Annotated in this window: 17 protein-coding genes; 12 read left to right on the forward strand and 5 right to left on the reverse strand. The window is 65.9% G+C overall.

Annotated elements, in window-relative coordinates; translation table 11 throughout:
* Nucleotides 1-14: 14 nt before the first annotated feature.
* Complete coding sequence (locus MTX34_RS12350; RefSeq protein ID WP_243609622.1) at nt 15-1,484, reverse strand: bifunctional phosphatase PAP2/diacylglycerol kinase family protein; 1,470 nt, start codon at nt 1,482-1,484, stop codon at nt 15-17.
* A gap of 98 nt (nt 1,485-1,582) precedes the next feature.
* Between MTX34_RS12350 and pafA the strand changes: the two genes are divergently transcribed.
* The 7 genes from pafA (at nt 1,583) to MTX34_RS12385 (ending at nt 10,251) form a co-directional block, all read left to right on the forward strand.
* Nucleotides 1,583-2,941, forward strand: a complete 1,359-nt coding sequence (gene pafA, locus MTX34_RS12355) for a Pup--protein ligase (protein ID WP_170944814.1) — start codon at nt 1,583-1,585, stop codon at nt 2,939-2,941.
* 61 nt (nt 2,942-3,002) lie between these two features.
* Nucleotides 3,003-3,995, forward strand: coding sequence for a YafY family protein (locus tag MTX34_RS12360; RefSeq protein ID WP_243609623.1), 993 nt, complete (start codon nt 3,003-3,005; stop codon nt 3,993-3,995).
* Nucleotides 3,992-4,987, forward strand: a complete 996-nt coding sequence (locus MTX34_RS12365) for a YafY family protein (RefSeq protein WP_243593041.1) — start codon at nt 3,992-3,994, stop codon at nt 4,985-4,987. The genes MTX34_RS12360 and MTX34_RS12365 overlap by 4 nt, the downstream gene beginning before the upstream one ends.
* An 86-nt stretch (nt 4,988-5,073) precedes the next feature.
* Complete coding sequence (tatA, locus tag MTX34_RS12370) at nt 5,074-5,340, forward strand: Sec-independent protein translocase subunit TatA (RefSeq protein ID WP_032398077.1); 267 nt, start codon at nt 5,074-5,076, stop codon at nt 5,338-5,340.
* Between the two features lie 110 nt (nt 5,341-5,450).
* Nucleotides 5,451-6,422, forward strand: coding sequence for a twin-arginine translocase subunit TatC (tatC, locus tag MTX34_RS12375; RefSeq protein WP_243593040.1), 972 nt, complete (start codon nt 5,451-5,453; stop codon nt 6,420-6,422).
* Between the two features lie 27 nt (nt 6,423-6,449).
* The gene (locus tag MTX34_RS12380; RefSeq protein WP_243609624.1) at nt 6,450-9,224 is read left to right on the forward strand and encodes an RNA helicase; all 2,775 of its coding nucleotides are present in this window, start codon (nt 6,450-6,452) and stop codon (nt 9,222-9,224) included.
* A 94-nt stretch (nt 9,225-9,318) separates the two neighbouring features.
* A complete protein-coding gene (locus MTX34_RS12385) occupies nt 9,319-10,251 on the forward strand; it encodes a DUF4333 domain-containing protein (protein WP_243609625.1) in 933 nt (310 codons plus the stop codon).
* A 19-nt stretch (nt 10,252-10,270) separates the two neighbouring features.
* On the opposite strand, the gene MTX34_RS12390 is transcribed toward MTX34_RS12385, so the two are convergent.
* Nucleotides 10,271-11,248 (reverse strand): 5'-3' exonuclease, encoded by a 978-nt coding sequence (locus MTX34_RS12390; RefSeq protein ID WP_243609626.1) that lies wholly within the window; start codon nt 11,246-11,248, stop codon nt 10,271-10,273.
* Between the two features lie 27 nt (nt 11,249-11,275).
* Between MTX34_RS12390 and MTX34_RS12395 the strand changes: the two genes are divergently transcribed.
* Together MTX34_RS12395 and MTX34_RS12400 are read left to right on the forward strand one after the other, a co-directional pair.
* Complete coding sequence (locus MTX34_RS12395) at nt 11,276-12,418, forward strand: Xaa-Pro peptidase family protein (protein WP_243609627.1); 1,143 nt, start codon at nt 11,276-11,278, stop codon at nt 12,416-12,418.
* Nucleotides 12,415-12,993, forward strand: a complete 579-nt coding sequence (locus tag MTX34_RS12400; protein WP_243609628.1) for a nucleotidyltransferase family protein — start codon at nt 12,415-12,417, stop codon at nt 12,991-12,993. Before MTX34_RS12395 ends, MTX34_RS12400 begins: the two co-directional genes overlap by 4 nt.
* A 19-nt stretch (nt 12,994-13,012) precedes the next feature.
* Here MTX34_RS12400 and MTX34_RS12405 read toward each other — a convergent pair whose 3' ends face one another.
* A complete protein-coding gene (locus MTX34_RS12405; protein ID WP_243593034.1) occupies nt 13,013-13,426 on the reverse strand; it encodes a TIGR03618 family F420-dependent PPOX class oxidoreductase in 414 nt (137 codons plus the stop codon).
* 45 nt (nt 13,427-13,471) lie between these two features.
* Here MTX34_RS12405 and MTX34_RS12410 point away from each other — a divergent pair, with 45 nt between their 5' ends.
* The 3 genes from MTX34_RS12410 to MTX34_RS12420 are packed head-to-tail and all read left to right on the forward strand — an operon-like array spanning nt 13,472 to nt 16,196.
* Nucleotides 13,472-14,230, forward strand: coding sequence for an SDR family NAD(P)-dependent oxidoreductase (locus MTX34_RS12410; RefSeq protein ID WP_243609629.1), 759 nt, complete (start codon nt 13,472-13,474; stop codon nt 14,228-14,230).
* Entirely contained in the window at nt 14,203-15,453 is a 1,251-nt protein-coding gene (gene cbiE / locus MTX34_RS12415) for a precorrin-6y C5,15-methyltransferase (decarboxylating) subunit CbiE (RefSeq protein ID WP_243609630.1), read from the forward strand. The genes MTX34_RS12410 and cbiE overlap by 28 nt, the downstream gene beginning before the upstream one ends.
* A complete protein-coding gene (locus MTX34_RS12420; RefSeq protein WP_374639472.1) occupies nt 15,432-16,196 on the forward strand; it encodes a cobalt-precorrin-6A reductase in 765 nt (254 codons plus the stop codon). Before cbiE ends, MTX34_RS12420 begins: the two co-directional genes overlap by 22 nt.
* Here MTX34_RS12420 and cobJ read toward each other — a convergent pair.
* Together cobJ and MTX34_RS12430 are read right to left on the reverse strand one after the other, a co-directional pair.
* On the reverse strand, nt 16,179-17,672 hold the full coding sequence (gene cobJ / locus MTX34_RS12425) for a precorrin-3B C(17)-methyltransferase (RefSeq protein ID WP_243609632.1): 1,494 nt from the start codon (nt 17,670-17,672) through the stop codon (nt 16,179-16,181). The genes MTX34_RS12420 and cobJ overlap by 18 nt on opposite strands.
* A complete protein-coding gene (locus MTX34_RS12430; RefSeq protein ID WP_243593029.1) occupies nt 17,669-18,295 on the reverse strand; it encodes a precorrin-8X methylmutase in 627 nt (208 codons plus the stop codon). Before MTX34_RS12430 ends, cobJ begins: the two co-directional genes overlap by 4 nt.
* Nucleotides 18,296-18,350: the final 55 nt, after the last annotated feature.

The following is an 18,350-nucleotide window of genomic DNA, read 5'->3' on the forward strand; positions in this document are numbered from 1 at the left end:
ACGTGCCGCGCGCTCTACCGCTTCCGGTAGAGCGCGAGGCCGTTCTTGTCACTGCTGAACTCGAATCGTGTTCCGTCGCCCACCACCTCGCCGTCGGCCGCGAGCGCAACGGGAGCGCCATCCACCTCGACGGTCAGCTTCTTCACCGCTCGACGGACGTAGGCGGGCGACGAGCCGAGGGTGCCGGTCAACGTTGCCCACAGCAGTCTGGTCCTGGATGCCTTCGGCTCCGACGGCAGAAACCGAACATCGAGCGTTCCGGTGTGAATGCTGCTGCGAGACATGGGGACTTGGTCTTCCGGTACGTAGTTACCGTTACCGACGAACAGCATCCAGACCGAGTGCTTGGTGCCGTCGAGCCGGATGTTCAGCGGTTCGGCAGCAGCCAGGACCCTCGTCATCGCGATCGCGGCGGCCGGCCATTTGCCGATTCGGCGCTGCAGCTTCTGACGCAGCCGCACCGAGTCGGGGTAGCCACCGAATGTGGCGGTGTTGACGAACGACACACTGCGGCCGTCGACGGACACCTCGGCGATGTCCACCAGTTCGGCGGTGCCCGCTTCGACGGCAGCAGCAGTGTCTTCCACGACGGTCAGCCCGGTGTCGCGAGCGAAGTGGTTGAGGGTGCCGCCCGGAAATGCTGCGAGCGGCAAGCCGTTCCGCACCGCCGATGCGGCAACACTGACCACCGTGCCGTCACCACCGCAGACACCGAGGGCGCGCGGAGACGTGCTTCGGATCCGCTGCTCCAGTTGCTCGTTGAAGTCCTGATCGGGATCGGGCACGAACAGATCGGCGTCCGGAAGTGCTCGACGGATCGCATCGGGCACCGCTTCCGAATCGTCGCCCGAACCCGGATTGACCAGCACCAGCAGCCCCCGGCCGCCGTGCAGTGGCTCGACCTCGGCCGGGGAGCCCAGATCGGCGGGCTTTTCCGACCGCACGGCCCACCAGCGACGGGTGGAGAACGCGATGGCCGAGCCGAGAGCGGCACCGGCGATGACGTCTGTCGGCCAATGCACCCCGACGTGGACCCGGGAGTAACACACCGCGGCCGCGACGGGTGCCAGCAGCGCGCCCGCCACCGGGGATTCGATCGCCACCGCCGTGACGAACGCAGCCGCCGACGCCGAATGCCCGGAGGGAAACGACGACGACACCGGCGGAGCGAGGACCTGGCGCAGGACGGGAACCGACTCGGAATCTGGTCGCGTCCGCGGGAACAGCGGTTTGAGCAGGCCGTTCGCCACCGAGCTCGCACCCGCCAGCGCCACGAGACCCCGAACCCCGCCGCGTCGGGCCGGGCCACCTGCAGCCACGAGAAGCGCGGCCGCGCCGAGCCACAGACGACCGTGGTCGGCGGCATTACTCAACGTGCGCAGGCCGCCGTCCGCTCTGCTCTGCCGCAGAGCAGCACTTCGTGCGACCAGGGACAGATCCCACGCGTGAACGGTCGTCGAGATCGAGGTGCGCGTGGAAGTCATGAGGCCCAGCCTAGGCACGTGCGACGGCATCCTCACGGACGGACGACATCGGGGCGCTCCGACACATCGTTTCGAGGGTTGCGTTGTAGTGTCGAAGTGTGCAGCGACGAATTATGGGCATCGAGACAGAGTTCGGTGTCACATGTACTTTCCACGGACATCGACGGCTGAGTCCGGACGAAGTGGCTCGCTATCTGTTTCGCCGAGTCGTCTCGTGGGGTCGCAGCTCGAATGTGTTCCTTCGCAACGGTGCCCGCCTGTACCTCGACGTCGGCTCGCACCCCGAGTACGCCACCGCCGAGTGCGACAGTCTGTTGCAGTTGGTCACCCACGACCGCGCCGGCGAGCGGGTATTGGAAGACCTGCTCATAGACGCCGAGCAGCGCCTGGCAGAAGAGGGCATCGGGGGCGATATCTATCTGTTCAAGAACAACACCGACTCGGCGGGAAACTCCTACGGCTGCCACGAGAACTTCCTCGTCCAGCGTGCCGGTGAGTTCTCCCGAATCTCGGACGTTCTGCTGCCGTTCCTGGTCACGCGCCAGTTGATCTGTGGCGCAGGCAAGGTACTCCAGACGCCGAAGGCTGCGACGTTCTGCCTGTCGCAGCGCGCCGAGCACATCTGGGAAGGCGTCTCCTCGGCCACCACTCGTTCGCGGCCGATCATCAACACTCGCGACGAGCCGCACGCCGACGCCGAGAAGTACCGCCGGCTACACGTCATCGTGGGTGACTCGAACATGGCCGAGACGTCGACGATGCTCAAGGTCGGAACGGCAGCCCTCGTTCTCGAAATGATCGAGGCGGGTGTGTCCTTCCGAGATTTCGCATTGGACAATCCGATTCGCGCCATCCGCGAGGTCAGTCACGATCTCACCGGACGGCGTCCCGTTCGACTGGCCGGGGGACGACAGGCCAGCGCCCTCGACATTCAGCGCGAGTACTACGCACGAGCCGTCGAGCATCTCAAGACGCGCGAGCCGAACACTCAGGTGGAACAGGTCGTCGACCTGTGGGGACGGACTCTCGACGCCATCGAGACACAGGATTTCGCGAAGGTGGACACCGAGATCGACTGGGTGATAAAGCGCAAGCTGTTCCAGCGCTACCAGGACCGGTACTCGATGGAGCTCTCCGATCCCAAGATTGCTCAGTTGGACCTGGCTTACCACGACATCAAGCGCGGCCGGGGAGTGTTCGACCTGTTGCAGCGCAAGGGGTTGGCCAAGCGTGTCACCGAGGACGAGCAGATCGACGAGGCCGTGGATCTGCCGCCGCAGACCACCCGAGCCAAGCTGCGCGGAGAGTTCATCACGGCCGCCCAGGAAGCAGGTCGCGACTTCACGGTGGACTGGGTGCACCTCAAGCTCAACGACCAGGCTCAGCGAACCGTCCTGTGCAAGGACCCGTTCCGCTCGGTCGACGAGCGAGTGGAGAGGCTGATCGCGTCGATGTAGTGCCGGACGCAGTCGGGTCGTTACCGCTGCGGCCACCCACGAGCAACTAGGCTCGACTGTCGTGGCCACCACCAAAGTCGAACGCCTGATGAATCTGGTCATCTGTCTGCTGTCGACACGTCAGTTCCTCACCGCGGAGTGGATCCGCGAGAGCGTTGCCGGATACGACGACTCCACCAGCCACGACGCGTTCAGCAGAATGTTCGAGCGGGACAAGAACGAACTGCGTGACCTCGGTGTCCCGTTGGAGACCGGTACCGCGACGCGGTTCGGTGGCGTCGAGGGCTATCGCATCAACCGCGATGCCTACGAACTGCCCGACATCGACCTCACCAGCGAGGAATCGGCCGCCGTCGCGGTCGCCGTCAAGCTATGGGAATCGCCCGAGCTCACCTCCGCGGCACAGAGCGCCTTGCTCAAACTCCGAGCCGCGGGAATACAGGTCGACCAAAACGAGTCGGCCGCGTCGGTGACCGCGGTTCCCGCACGCACTCGGGGCTCCGAACCTGCACTGGGTGCCTTGCTGGCCGCGATCGACGACGGCAAGTCGGTGCGGTTCCAACACCGCCCGTCGTTGACCGAGCCGTTCACCACCAGAACCGTCCAGCCCTGGGGTGTCGTGACGTTTCGCGGTCGCTGGTATCTGGTGGGACACGACGTGGACCGCAACGACACCCGCACGTTTCGCCTCTCCCGAATCGGCGACGAGGTCAAGGCGTTCGGCACCCCGCAGAGCGTCCGCAGGCCCGACGGCGTCGATCTGCAGGACATCGTCCGTCGAGTCGCGGGTACGTCCTCGGTATCGGGCACGGCCCGGGTATGGCTGCACGACGGAAGGGCGCTGGAATTGCGCAGGATGGGAACGGTGGTCGGCGTGCAGAGCCTCGGTACCCGCAGCGGCACTGTCGTCGAGGTTCCCGTGCGGTCATGGGATTGGATCTCGCGGTTGATCGCAGGTCACGGAGCGGATGCGGTGGTACTCGAACCCGCCGAGCTGCGCGCAGACGTGATCTCGACCCTGCAGACGGCGGCCGACGTGGAGAACGAGCGATGAGCGCGCGACTGTCGGTTCGGCTGGCCAGGTTGCTCAACATGGTGCCGTTCTTCATGGCGAATCCCGGGTTGAGCGCCGAGGAGGCCGCGCGGGAGCTGGGGGTGTCGACGGCGACGCTGATGGCCGATCTCAATCAGCTCTGGATGTGCGGTCTGCCCGGCTACGGCCCGGGTGATCTGATCGATCTGTCGTTCTCCGAGGAGAGCATCGACGTGACGTTCTCGGCCGGGATCGATCGACCGCTACGCCTGACATCGACCGAGGCGACGGCTCTGTTGGTTGCGCTTCGATCGCTGACGTCGATGCCCGGCATGGTCGACCCGTCCGCAGCTCAGCGAGCGATCGCGAAGATCGAGACCGCAGCAGGCTCGGCGGCGGCCAACGTGCCACTCTCGTCCGATCACGACGGAGCAGGTGCGGAGGAGGGCCCGGTGTCGAGTACCGTCCGATCTGCCCTGCGTCACCGGCACGCGTTGGAACTGACCTACTACTCCGCGTCGCGGGATGTCGTCACCGAGCGAACCGTCGACCCGATCAGGACGGTGGTCGTCGACGACCACAGCTATGTGCAGGCGTGGTGCCGAAGCGCCGAGGGAGTTCGACTGTTCCGATTCGACCGCATCGACTCGGCCACCGAACTCGACGAACCGGCCGCGCCGCCGGAATCGGTGCAGGACGAGGACGCCTTCGAGATCTTCAACGACGATCCTTCGCTGTCGCAGGCGCGGCTGAAGGTGTCGCCTGCCTTCACCTGGATCCTCGACTACTACCCGATGACACAGGTTGCTGCGGATGCGGACGGGTCGATCGTGGTCACGATGCGGTTCGCGACGCTGCAGTGGATGACTCGGTTGACGTTGGGCTTCGGCGGCGGCGTCACGGTACTGGCACCTGAATCCTTGGTGAACTCCGTCCGGGACCGAGCGCGTTCGGCCCTGGACGCGTACGCCGAGCTCGACGCCACCGGCGCAGACGGCACCGTCGCCAGATGAACGCGGGGCAAACCCGCGGCCGCCGCTGCCGGAGGCGGTACCCGCGGTCGGGTACGCTCGATTCATCTGATCTGTAGGAGGTTCGCATGGGATTCACCAGTCCCTGGCACTGGGCCATCGTTGCGGTGGTCGTCATCATTCTGTTCGGTTCCAAGAAGCTGCCCGAGGCTGCTCGCGGACTCGGCCGGTCGTTGCGCATCTTCAAGAGCGAGGTGAAGGAGATGCAGAACGACGGCAAGTCGGACGCCGACACTGCGACGGCACAGCAGCCGACCGCTCCCGCGCAGCTGCCCTCGCCTGCGCCTGTCGTGCAGCCGAACACCGAGACCCAGCACGACGCCAAGTCTGCCTGAGCGCACGGCCGCTCAGCACACCTTCGGTGCCAGGTGGCACCGAAGGTTCACTGCTGTCGGTGACGGCTCTCCGCCGCCGTCCGACCGAAGAAGGCTGACCGTAGAACACCATGCGCATTCCGTTCGATCCGCGGCGTAGCAAGCGCCGAGTCAATCCCGACGGCACGATGTCGTTGGTCGATCATCTGTACGAGTTGCGAACCCGGCTCCTGTGGTCGTTGGTCGCGGTCGCGGTGACGACTGCCTTCGGGTTCTTCTGGTATTCGCACACGATCCTGGGCATCGAGAGCCTCGGCGACCTCCTGCGGGGCCCGTACTGCACGCTCGATCCGAGCCTGCGCGCGAACCTGAGCAACGACGATCAGTGTCGACTGCTGGCCACTGGCCCGTTCGATCAATTCCTGTTGCGGTTCAAGGTCGCGTTCACCGCGGGCGTCGTCATGGCCTGCCCCATCTGGCTTTATCAGATCTGGGCCTTCATCACTCCGGGCCTGTACACCAACGAACGCCGATACGCCGTGTCGTTCGTGACCGGGGCCGCAGCGTTGTTCGTCGCCGGAGCCGTCCTGGCGTACTTCGTGGTGGCCAAGGGACTGCACTTCCTGCTCTCGATCGGCGACAACGTTCAGATCACGGCGTTGAGCGGCGATCAGTACTTCGGATTCCTGATCAACCTTCTCATCATCTTCGGAGTCAGCTTCGAGATTCCGTTGCTTGTCGTCGCTCTGAATGTCGTCGGCGTACTCACCTACGAGCGACTCAAGGCATGGCGTCGCGGTCTCATCTTCGGGCTGTTCGTCTTCGCGGCCATCGCAACTCCGGGGCAGGACCCGTTCTCGATGCTGGCGTTGGCGTTGGCGTTGACTGTGCTCTTCGAGATGGCAGTGCAGATTGCGCGGATTCACGACAAGCGTAAGTTGCGCAAGAGAAGAGACGAATGGGGTGATGTGTCAGATGACGAAGCAACGCGCATCGACGGCGCAGGTTCGATCGAGTCACCGGATGCTGTCGCTCCGACACCACCGTCCAGTGGCCTCGGTACCGCGACCCGAACGCGAGCGCAGTACGACGACACGATCTGACCTCCGGCGAACGGTCGGGTCGATCGCATGACCGAGACGGTTGTCGATACGGGGACGAGCCCCCGACCCACCCAGCTGCAACGTTTCTCGGCCGAGCTCGGCTTCCCACTCGACCGGTTCCAGGTGGACGCGTGCACAGCCCTGGAGAACGGTCACGGTGTTCTGGTCTGTGCTCCCACCGGCGCAGGCAAGACGGTGATCGGCGAGTTCGCCGTGCACCTGGCCCTCGCCGCCGGACGCAAGTGCTTCTACACCACCCCGATCAAAGCGCTGAGCAATCAGAAGTTCGCCGAGCTGACCGCCAGATACGGGCGAGACACCGTCGGGCTGCTGACCGGCGATTCGTCGATCAACCCCGATGCCCCCATCGTCATCATGACGACCGAAGTGCTGCGCAACATGCTCTACGCCTCCTCGGACGCACTGCGGGGGCTCTCGCACGTCGTCATGGACGAGGTGCACTACCTCGCCGACCGTTTCCGAGGGGCGGTGTGGGAGGAAGTGATCCTGCACCTGTCCGACGACGTTCGATTGGTCAGCCTGTCGGCAACGGTCAGCAACGCCGAGGAATTCGGTGCCTGGATGAGCACGGTTCGCGGTGACACCTCGGTCGTGGTGGACGAGAACCGTCCGGTACCCCTCTCGCAGCACATCATGGTGGGCCGTCGGTTGTTCGATCTGTTCGACACCCGGGCTCAGTCGGGCGACGGCAGTCAGAAGATCGTCGTCGACCGTGAGCTCGTCCGACACGTCAAGCAACGTCAGTCCCTCGACTCGATGGACCGCTGGCACGCGCCACACAGCAGGGGCCGCGGCGGTCGTTCGGGTGGCGGAGGTCGCGGTGGCGGTCAGGGCAACAGCGCGAACAACAGACCACTGGCCCGACCCGATGTGATCGCCAAGCTCGACGAAGAGGGTCTGCTCCCGGCGATCACGTTCATCTTCAGCCGTGCCGGCTGCGACGGCGCGCTGACCCAGTGCATGCGCTCGCGTCTGGTGTTGACGACGCCCGAGCAGGCCGAGGAAATTCGGTACATCGTCGAGAAACACACGTCCGAGCTGCCGCGCGAGGACCTGGAAGTCCTGGGCTTCTGGGAGTGGCGCGATGCACTCGAGCGGGGGTTCGCTGCCCACCACGCCGGGATGTTGCCGGTCTTCCGGCACACCGTGGAGGAACTGTTCGTCAAAGGTCTGGTCAGGGCGGTGTTCGCCACCGAGACACTGGCCCTCGGAATCAACATGCCGGCCCGAACCGTCGTGCTGGAGAAGCTCGTCAAGTTCAACGGTGAGACACACGCGGAACTGACGCCGGGGGAGTACACCCAGCTGACCGGCCGGGCCGGCCGCCGCGGCATCGATGTCGAAGGACACGCCGTCGTGCTCTGGCAGCCGGGAACCGAACCGACCGAGGTTGCCGGGCTGGCGTCGACCCGCACGTTCCCACTGCGAAGTTCGTTCGCCCCGGCGTACAACATGTCGATCAACCTGATCGAACAATTCGGTGCGGCCGATTCGCGTCTGCTGCTGGAACGGTCCTTCGCACAGTTCCAGGCCGACCGCTCCGTCGTCGGGATGGTCCGCGGCATCGAGAAGAACATGCAGACGTTGGAGGCACTCGGTGCACGCCTCGGCGGCCCCGATGGCGAGTACTTCGAGTATGCGCGGCTGCGCGAACGACTGAAGGATCGCGAGAAGACCCTCGAACGCCAGAACAGGTCCGACCGGCGGGACAAGGCCGTCGACTCGCTGCGTGCCCTGCGCCGCGGCGACGTGATCTCGGTGCCGACAGGTCGCCGCAGTGGCCTCGCGGTGGTGTTGGAGCCGGACGACGACCGGGCTGATCCGCGCCCACTCGTACTGACGGAGGACAAGTGGGCGGGCCGTCTTTCGGCAGCGGATTTCCCTTCGCCCGCAACGTCTCTGGGGACAATGCGCCTTCCGCGTTTCGTGGACCATCGCACCGCGAAAACTCGACGTGATCTGGCGGCCGCACTGTCCACTCGCGGAATCTCTCAGCCGTCGGACCGAATCCGACGCAAGTCGACCGCAGCGGACGACAAAGAACTGGCCACCCTGCGCCGCGCCATCCGATCGCATCCGGTGCACGCTCGTCCCGATCGCGACGAGCTCGGCCGCACCGGTGAGCGGTACAACCGGCTGGCACGCGAGACCGAAACCATGCGTCAGAAGGTATCGGCCACCACGAACTCTCTCGCCCGCACGTTCGACCGCATCCTGGCGTTGCTCGCCGACCGCGGCTACGTGAGCGAAGGCAAGGATCCGAAGGTGACCGAATACGGTGCCAGGCTCAGTCGGATCTATTCCGAGTCCGATCTGTTGGTCGCCGAATGCTTGCGTGGCGGCCTGTGGCAAGGCCTCTCACCCGCAGAGCTGGCGGCGGTGGTCTCGGCCGTGGTCTACGAGTCGAGGTCGGAGGGAGACATCACCCCGCACGGTCCGACGGGTCCGATTCGACATGCATTGACCGAAACCGTTCGGGTATGGCACGACCTACGGGCCGACGAGGTGCGCCACAAGCTGCCGCCGACGCGAGAGCCCGACATGGGCTTCGTCAAGGCGATCTACAAGTGGGCGTCCAACCATTCGTTGGTCGACGCTCTCGTCACGGCGGGGGACAACGGCAAGGCACTCTCGGGTGGCGACTTCGTGCGCTGGTGTCGGCAGGTCATCGACCTGTTGGATCAGGTTCGGCTGGCGGCCCCCGAGCCGGAGCTGTCGCGAACGGCAGCGCGCGCCGTCGCGGCCCTGCGTCGCGGCGTGGTCGCCGTCGATGCCGCATGACAGCACCGAATCGGACTGCCGGGTCGGTACAGCGGAGAGTCGTACGGGCGGGTTACTGTTCCCCCGACGAATCCGAATTTCAGGTGGAGGCGAGATGAGCGGCCCACACGGTCCGACCGACCCCGACAACAGCTGGTCGCGCAATCCCGACCGGCAGGACGGTGCCGCGAAAGACACACCGGACACCCAGCCTGCTCCTTCCTCCGAGTCACAGACTCCGACGCCGTCGGCGTGGGGTCAGTACGGCCAGCCGCAGGCCACGCCGTACGGCGAACCCGGTCAGAGCTACGGGCAGAGCCCGCAACAGCCCGGCGGCCAGTACCCACAGGGGCAGTACCCGCAGGGGCAATATCCGGAGGGGCAGTACCCTCAGGGCCAGTACCCCCAAGGTCAGTACCCGCCTGCCGGCTATCCGCAGGGGCAGTACCCCTCGGCCCCGAATGCACAGGGCAGCTACCCCCAGGGACAGAACCCCACCGCGCAATACCCCGCCGGTCAACAGTACGGCGCTCCCTACCCCGGTGCCGGCGCGCCTGCATCGGGCGATGCGGCGTATCAGAATCCTTACGCACCACAGCAATTCGGTGGTGGGCAATACGGGCCGGGTCCCTACGGCCAGCAACCACAGCAGGCGTGGAACCCCAACCAGCCGTATCCCCATCAGCAGTATCCGAATCAGCCGTACCCCAATCAGCAGGGTCCAGGGCAGACCGGGCCCCGGTCGAAGAAGCCCTTGATCATCGCGGGTGCCGTCGTGGCGGTTGTCGCGGTGATCGCGGTGGTGTCGTACGTCGCTTTCGGCCGTACCACCACCCTCGACACTGCGGCGGCGGAGGAGGGAATCCGCACGGTCGTCACCGAGTCGTACGGTGCGTCCGACGTATCCGGAGTGTCCTGCCCTCAGAACATCGAGGTCGAGGCCGACACCAGTGTCGAGTGCACCCTGACTGTCGACGGTGCGTTCAAGACTGTGACGTTGACCTTCCTCGACGACGACGCCAACTACGAGGTCTCCCTACCCGAATAGGCCCGATTCGGTCACCCGATCAGTTCGTCGACGCCGTGGCCGCCATCGCAGCGACGAGTCGGGCCACGGCATTCTCGATACCGAGGCCCTCGGCAAGCGCGTTCAGCGCGTCGACATCGACAGGTTCGGCCGGGATCTCGTCGGACTTCGACAGCACGACATCGGCGTCGGTCACGACTCGCACGACGGGAAGTGCCGCATCCAGGTAGTCGCTCGCGTTGGCCAGCTTCGCCCGAATTCCCTTGGCCATGTCCGACGACGGGTCGAGCGCCGCAGCACGCAGCGCAGCGACGGATTCGTACTGCAGCATCAGCGTCGACGCCGTCTTCTCCCCGATCCCTTTCACGCCGGGCAGTCCGTCGGATGCATCGCCTCGCAGCAGAGCCAGTTCCGCATACGCCTCGCCTGCTCGATGAAGCGGAACGCCGTAGCGTTCGGAAACCAATGCAGGATCGAACAATTCGGCTTTCGCCAGCCCACGTCCCACGTACAACACGCGCACCTCGTTCGGTTCGTCGGCGGCAACCTGAAGCAGGTCTCTGTCTCCGCTGACCACGACAACGGGGTCCCGACGCTCACGCGCGGCCAGGGTTCCCAGCACGTCGTCGGCCTCCAGCCCGTCTGCGCCTGCGGTCGCGATCCCCAACGCGGCGAGCACATCCATGATCATGTCCACCTGTGGTGTCAGTGTCTCCGGCACCTCTTCGCTCTCGGCGACCTCCGGCGCGGCCTCGGCCAACCGGTGCGCTTTGTAGGAGGGCACGAGGTCGACGCGAAACTGTGGGCGCCAATCGAGATCGAGGCACACCGCAAGTCGGCCGGGTTCGGTCCGCGCGATCAACGCCGAGATCATGTCGAGGAAACCGCGGACGGCATTGACCGGTCGACCATCGGGGGCCGTAATCGACTCGGGCAGTGCGTAGTAGGCCCTGAACCACAGGCTCGCCCCGTCGAGGAGGAGCAACGGCGACGTTCCGGGAGTGGTCATGAGGCTCATCTTGCCAAACGGCACTAGCCTGGTGGGATGAGTGTCGATTCTTCGGTCAGTTCCTCACGTTTCTCCAGCGATGTCTACGCGTCTCGGCTCGCCCGCGCGGCTCGCCTGACGTCGGATGCAGGCTTGGATGCCCTGTTGATCACCCCGGGCCCGGATCTGCAGTATCTGATCGGCTCGAAAGCCAGCTCGTTCGAGCGGCTCATCGCCTTGGTCGTTCCGGCCGACGGCAGTACCCCCACGGTCGTGGTTCCGCGGCTCGAACTCGCGGCACTGGGCGATTCCGCGGCGCACGAGCTGTCTCTGACGCTCGTCGACTGGGTCGACGGTGTGGATCCGTACGCCCTGGTGGCCGCGGCGGTGCCGAACGGGACGGCAACGGCCGTTGCCGACGCGATGCCCGCCCTGCATTTCGTGCCGCTGGCCGGTGTCCTCGGAACGATGCCTGTGCTGGCCACGGACGTCCTGCGCGAACTTCGGATGGTCAAGGACGAGGCCGAGATCGATGCGCTACGGCGCGCCGGGCACGCCATCGACCGTGTGCACGCCCGGATGGGTGAATGGCTTCGAGTCGGCCGCACGGAAGCGCAGATAGCGGCGGATATCGCCGCCGCGATCGTCGAGGAAGGTCACACAGCGCCGGAATTCATCATCGTCGGATCCGGGCCGCACGGAGCCGATCCGCACCACGAGGTATCCGATCGAGTCGTCGAGGCGGGCGACATCGTGGTGATCGACATCGGGGGACCCGTCGCACCGGGATACAACTCCGACTCGACCCGCACCTACAGTCTCGGCGAGCCGCAGGCGGAGATCGCCGAGCAGTACGCGGTACTCGAGCGGGCCCAGCAGGCAGCTGTGGATGCGGTGGTGCCCGGTGTCACGGCGCAGTCCATCGATGCGGCCGCCCGCGACGTCCTGATCGACGCCGGCCTGGGCGAGGCGTTCCTGCACCGCACCGGGCACGGGATCGGCCTGTCGGTGCACGAGGAGCCGTACATCGTTGCGGGGAACGACATCACGCTCACCGAAGGAATGGCGTTCAGCATCGAGCCGGGGATCTACTTCCGCGGACAGTGGGGTGCACGCATCGAGGACATCGTCGTGGTTACCGCAGACGGGTGCGAATCGGTCAACCTCCGGCCGCACGGTCTGGCCGTCCTGCCGGTGTGACGCCACCGGGCGAGACCGAATTCGTCTCGGTCGTTCGATCCAATCCTGCTGTCGACGAGATACTTCGACGCGCACCACAGCTCGGGCTCCCCGAGTGGTACCTGACAGCGGGTGGCCTCTTCCAGACGGTGTGGAACCACCTGGCCGGTCGGGACCTTCGTACGGGAATCCGGGACTACGACTTCTTCTACTTCGACGACTCCGATCTGTCCTACGACGCGGAGAACGAGGTGATCGAGTTCGCGGCATCGGTGTTCGCCGACCTCGGGGTCGACGTCGAAGTGCGTAACGAAGCCCGCGTACATCTCTGGTACGAGCAGCACTTCGCGAGTCGTATCGCACCGTTCCACAGCACCGAGGACGCGATCGATCATTTCGTCTCCACCACGTGCTGCTACGGCATCACCACCGACCGGGCCGGAACGAATGTCGTGTACGCACCGCACGGATTCGACGATCTCTTCGCAGGAATCGTGCGGCCGAATCCGAGGCTGCCGATGCGTCACGTGTACGAGGCCAAGGCTGCCCGGTGGACGACCGAATGGCCGAACCTCACCGTTCTACCCTGGCCGTGAGGCTGGAGTAGGTGGCCCGCTAGCGGTTGAGCAGCGAACGGCTACCCAGTACCCGCTGCACCTGGATCTCGATGACGACCCGGGTGGGGTTCTCCCTGGGTACGCGGTAGCGCTGCGCATACCGGTTCTCCGCATCGACGACCGCGTCACGATCACTTCGGACCGACGCCGGACCCTCCAACGTCAGCCAGCGGGCACCGTCGATCTGTGTCACTGCGGCATAGCCACCGCGGCCGGCGTTGATGGCCTTCTGCGACACGTCGTTGGTGATGACCCGAGCACACCGGGCTTCAGCATCGTAGGTGAAGCCGACGGCGACGACGTGCGGGGTTCCGTCGGGTCGCAGCGTCGTCAGAGTGGCCAGGTGTCGCTCGGCAAGGAATTCGAATGCGTCGTCGGCGAGGGCAGTCGCGTCTGCGGGGGTGGCGGCCATGCCCCGACTGTAGTGAATGCGATTTCATCGGCAAGACTGGTCGGCGTGAGCAGACGAGCAGAACCCGCGGCCGGAACGCTGTTGCTGTTGGGCGGGCGCAGCGAGATCGGACTCGAGGTCGCTACCCGGCTCGCCGCGGGGCGAACCGTCGTACTGGCAGCTCGGCGCAGCACCGACCTCGATGACCAGCAACGGCGAATGCAGCAGGCAGGCGCGGACGCCGTCCACACCGTCGAGTTCGACGCGAACGCGATGGACACTCACGCCGAGCTTCTGAACCTGGTTGTCGAGCGATACGGTCCGATCGGGATCGTGGTGCTGGCGTTCGGGATCCTCGGGGATCAAGCGCGTGCCGAGGACGACGCGCAGCACGCTCTCGACGTCATCACCACCGACTTCCTGGCTCAGGTTTCTGTGCTGACACACGCCTCGAAGCTTCTCCGAGCACAGGGGAGCGGCGACCTGGTCGTGTTCTCGTCGGTCGCGGGTGTTCGAGTGCGACGCGCCAACTACGTGTACGGATCCGCGAAGGCCGGTCTCGACGGGTTCGCCAGCGGACTGAGCGACTCACTGCACGGCCGCGGGGTGCATCTCCTGCTCGTTCGTCCCGGATTCGTCATCGGTTCCATGACCGAGGGGATGACACCCGCGCCCATGTCGAGTACGCCGGATCAGGTTGCCGACGGTGTTGTCGCGGCGCTGCGCACGCGTCGGGCCAGCGTCTGGATTCCTGGCACTCTGCGCCCGGTCTTCTTCGCCATGCGTCTACTGCCGCAATGGCTCTGGCGCAGGATGCCGCGCTGATGGTGGCACCCGTGCCCAGTCCGATCGTGGTCGTCGGAATCGGTGCGGACGGCTGGGACGGACTGCCCCTCACTTCCCGCACGGCCATCGAGCACGCAGACGTGGTGTTGGGTTCCGCCCGTCAGGTCGCGGGGGTGCGGGAGCACTGCACCGAGACCAGGACGTGGCCCAGTCCGTTGCTGCCGAATCTGCGGCCGATGATCGACGCCTGCGCAGGTTCTTGCGTGTGCGTGCTGGCCAGCGGGGATCCGATGTTCCACGGCATCGGGGTGAGCCTGGCGCGGGAGTTCGGCGCCGACCGCTTGCGGGTGCTCCCGGCCCCGTCCTCGGTGTCGTTGGCGTGTGCGCGGTTGGGCTGGGCGCTGCACCACACCACGACGGTGTCGCTGGTGAACAGCCCGGCCGAGACGGTGTTGCCCGAGTTGGCCGACGGTCGTCGGATACTGGTGTTGAGCCAGGGCACCAGCACGCCGGGTGAGATCGCGGTGACGCTGTCCGCCAACGGTTTCGGAGCGACCGAGATGACGGTCCTGGAGCAGCTCGGCGGACCGGCCGAGCGGGTCGTCGGCGGGATTGCGCGAGAGTCGACGTTCGAGGGCGTCGATCCACTCAATGTCGTTGCGCTGCACTGTGTCCGAGATCCCGACGCGCCCCGCCACACCCGCATTCCCGGCCTGGCCGATTCTGCGTACACCGGAGACGGTCAGATGACCAAGCGGGAGGTTCGAGCGCTCACGCTCAGCGCATTGGCACCGGCACCCGGAGAGCTGTTGTGGGACATCGGCGGCGGGTCGGGAACCATTGCCATCGAATGGTTGCGGACCGACGGATCCTGTCGCGCCGTGACCTTCGAGAATTCGCAGGCGCGCCGTGAGCAGATCGAGAGAAATGCACTGAACCTGGGAGTTCCAGGCCTCGTGGTGCACGGCGGTGCCCCGGAGAGTTTCGCTGCGGTCGCGGACGCTGCACCGGATGCGGTGTTCATCGGTGGTGGGTTGACCGGTGCCGACATGCTCGAGGCGTGCTGGGGTGCGGTGCGCACCGGCGGACGGGTGGTCGCGAATTCGGTGACCGCCGAATCGGATTCGTTGCTGCTGACCGCTGCGGCGAAGTACGGCGGCGAGCTCCGCAGGTTCCAGATCTATCGCGGTGAACCGCTGGGTGCGTTCACGACGTGGAGACCGCAGCTCCCGGTCACGCAATGGAGCGCGGTCAAACGGTGAGAGTCCTGATTCTCGGTGGTACGACGGAGTCGCGGGTACTCGCAGCGACTTTGGACACGGTGCAGGGGATCGAGACGATCACCTCGCTGGCCGGACGGGTCGCCGAGCCGATACTGCCTGTCGGGCAGACGCGAATCGGCGGCTTCGGGGGGCCGGATGCCCTGGCAGTGTGGCTGCGAGACAACTCGATCGACGTGGTGGTGGACGCGACACACCCGTTCGCCTCCACCATCGGAGCACACGCCGAGCAGGCCACTCGAGCGTCGTCGGTCGCGCTCCTGGTGCTGACGCGGCCACCGTGGACCCCCGGCGAGGGTGATCGATGGACCTCGGTTGCCTCGTTGCCCGACGCGGCGTCGGCGATCCCCCCTGGTAGCAGGGTGTTCCTGACAACCGGTAGGCAGGGCGTTCACCATTTCGCGAGTGTCGCTCACTCGTGGTTTCTGGTCAGGGCGATCGACGCTCCGACCGGTCCCGAGCCGCCGCACATGACGTTGCACCTGAGCCGTGGGCCGTTCGACGTCGACCACGAGTCGATAATGCTCGCGGACAACCGAATCGACCTGTTGATCACCAAGAACAGTGGCGGCGACATGACGCGAGCCAAGCTCGATGCCGCCCGGGTGGCATCGATTCCGGTGATCGTGGTCGACCGTCCTGCGCGAACCGGCTCGGCACCGATGGTGCTCGACGTCGCCGCCGCCGTGGACTGGCTGACGAATCGGCTACGCGCTGGTCTCTGACGGGTACCGGCGGGAGGTGAACACCTTCGGCCCGCTGCCCGTGTCGACCACCGTCGTCATCGATGATCCGATGATGAGCAGGCACCGCATGTCGATCGATTCCGGGTCGAGTTCGCCGAGCGTCACGGTGCGAACGGATTCCTGCTCGCTGCCCACTGCGCGTCCGATGACCACGGGGGTCTGGGGCGAACGATGCTCGAGCAGAATCTCTTTCATGGCCGCAACCTGCCAGGTTCGCGACTTCGACGCCGGGTTGTAGATCGCGATCGCCATGTCGGCTCCGGCGACCGCCGAGAGCCGCGCTGCGACGACGTCCCAGGGCTTGAGGCGGTCGGAGAGGGAAACGACGGCGTAGTCGTGTCCCAGCGGTGCGCCCACTCGACTGGCGACGGCGTTGGCGGCCGTCATTCCGGGCACCACCCGTACCGGTACCGAGTTCCACTGCTGCTCGGCCGCCACTTCGATGACGGCGGTGGCCATAGCGAACACCCCGGGATCGCCCGAGGACACCACGGCCACTCGGCGACCCTGCTTGGCGAGGTCGAGGGCGAACGCGGCTCGTTCGGACTCGACCTTGTTGTCACTCGCGTGCCGAATCTGCCCGGGCCTCGGCGGTACCCGGTCGATGTAGGTGACGTAACCGACCAGATCGGTGGCGGCGGCCAGTTCGGCGCGTACCTCGTCGGTAGTCCATGCGTCGTCGCCGGGACCGAGGCCGACGACGACCACTTCCCCGGTGTCGGTGGGTGTTTCGGCTCGGTTGGACGGGCTCGGCACCACGATCATCGAGAAGTACGGCACGTTGTCGGCGTCCACGGCGTCGAGTACTCGCTGCCTGGGCGTGCTGGCCCGTTCCACGTAGCGCGCCTCACCCAGCCGGCCGGAACGCTCGAGGGCCTCGAGCACAGTCGGGTAGGTCCGGCCCAGTTTCATGATGACGGCCGCGTCGGTGGCGCGCAGTCGGCGCGTGAGTTCGTCTGCGGGCAGCGTGCCGGGGAGCACGGTGAACACCTCGTCTCGCTCCACGAGCGGAGTTGCCAGCGCCGCCGAGGCGGCACTGACCGACGTCACGCCGGGGACGATCTCGACTTCGAAACGATCGGCCAACCGCTTGTGCATGTGCATGTAGGAGCTGTAGAACAGCGGATCACCTTCTGCGAGAAGCGCTACGGAGCGTCCTGCGTCGAGATGGGCGGCCAGCCGTGCGGCGGCGGATTCGTAGAACTCGTCGATTGCGCCCTGATACCCACCCGGATGCGCGGTGGTCTCGGTGGTCACCGGATAAACCAGGTGTTCTTCCAGCTGTCCGTCGCGCATGTATCCGGCCGCCAGACCGCGGGAGATACTGCGGCCGTGCTGCGCACTGTGGAAGGCGATCACGTCGGCCTCGGCGATCACACGAGCGGCCTTGACGGTCAACAACTCCGGATCACCGGGACCGACGCCGACTCCCCACAGCTTTCCGGTGCTGGTCATTCTTGTTCGCTCGCAATGGCATTGACCGCGGCGACGGTGATGGGGCTGCCACCACGCCTGCCTCGAACAACCAGATACTCGACGCCGAGGTCGGCTGCGATCAGATCCTCCTTCGACTCCGCTGCGCCGATGAATCCGACCGGCCCGCCGACGATGGCTGCGGGTTTCGGGGCTCCGGCCGCGAGCATCTCCATCAGGTGGAACAGTGCGGTCGGCGCGTTTCCGATGGCGACGACGGCACCGCCGAGCTTGTCGCCCCACAACTCCAGCGCGGCAGCGGTTCTCGTGGTTCCCATACTCCGAGCCAAATCCGGTACCCGAGGATCGGACAGGGTGCACAGCACCTCGTTGTCGGCCGGAAGACGCCGACGAGTGATGCCGGTGGCCACCATGTTCGCGTCGCACAGAATCGGCGCTCCCGAGTTCAGTGCCGCGCGAGCGGAGGTCACGACCGTGGGGGTGTACCCGATCGTCTCGGTCAGATCGATCTCTCCGACCGCGTGGATCATGCGCACGACGACCTGTGCGACATCCGGGGCGAACCGAGACAGATCTGCTTCGGCGCGGATGGTCGCGAACGATTGTCGGTAGATCTCCGCGCCGTCGCGGACGTAGTCGTGCATGCGGATCACGATAGGGGAGAGGGACCCCTCAGCAGACAGCCGGTCGTCCCTCGGG

Source organism: Rhodococcus sp. ARC_M5 (assembly GCF_022810405.1).
Lineage (GTDB): Bacteria > Actinomycetota > Actinomycetes > Mycobacteriales > Mycobacteriaceae > Rhodococcoides > Rhodococcoides navarretei.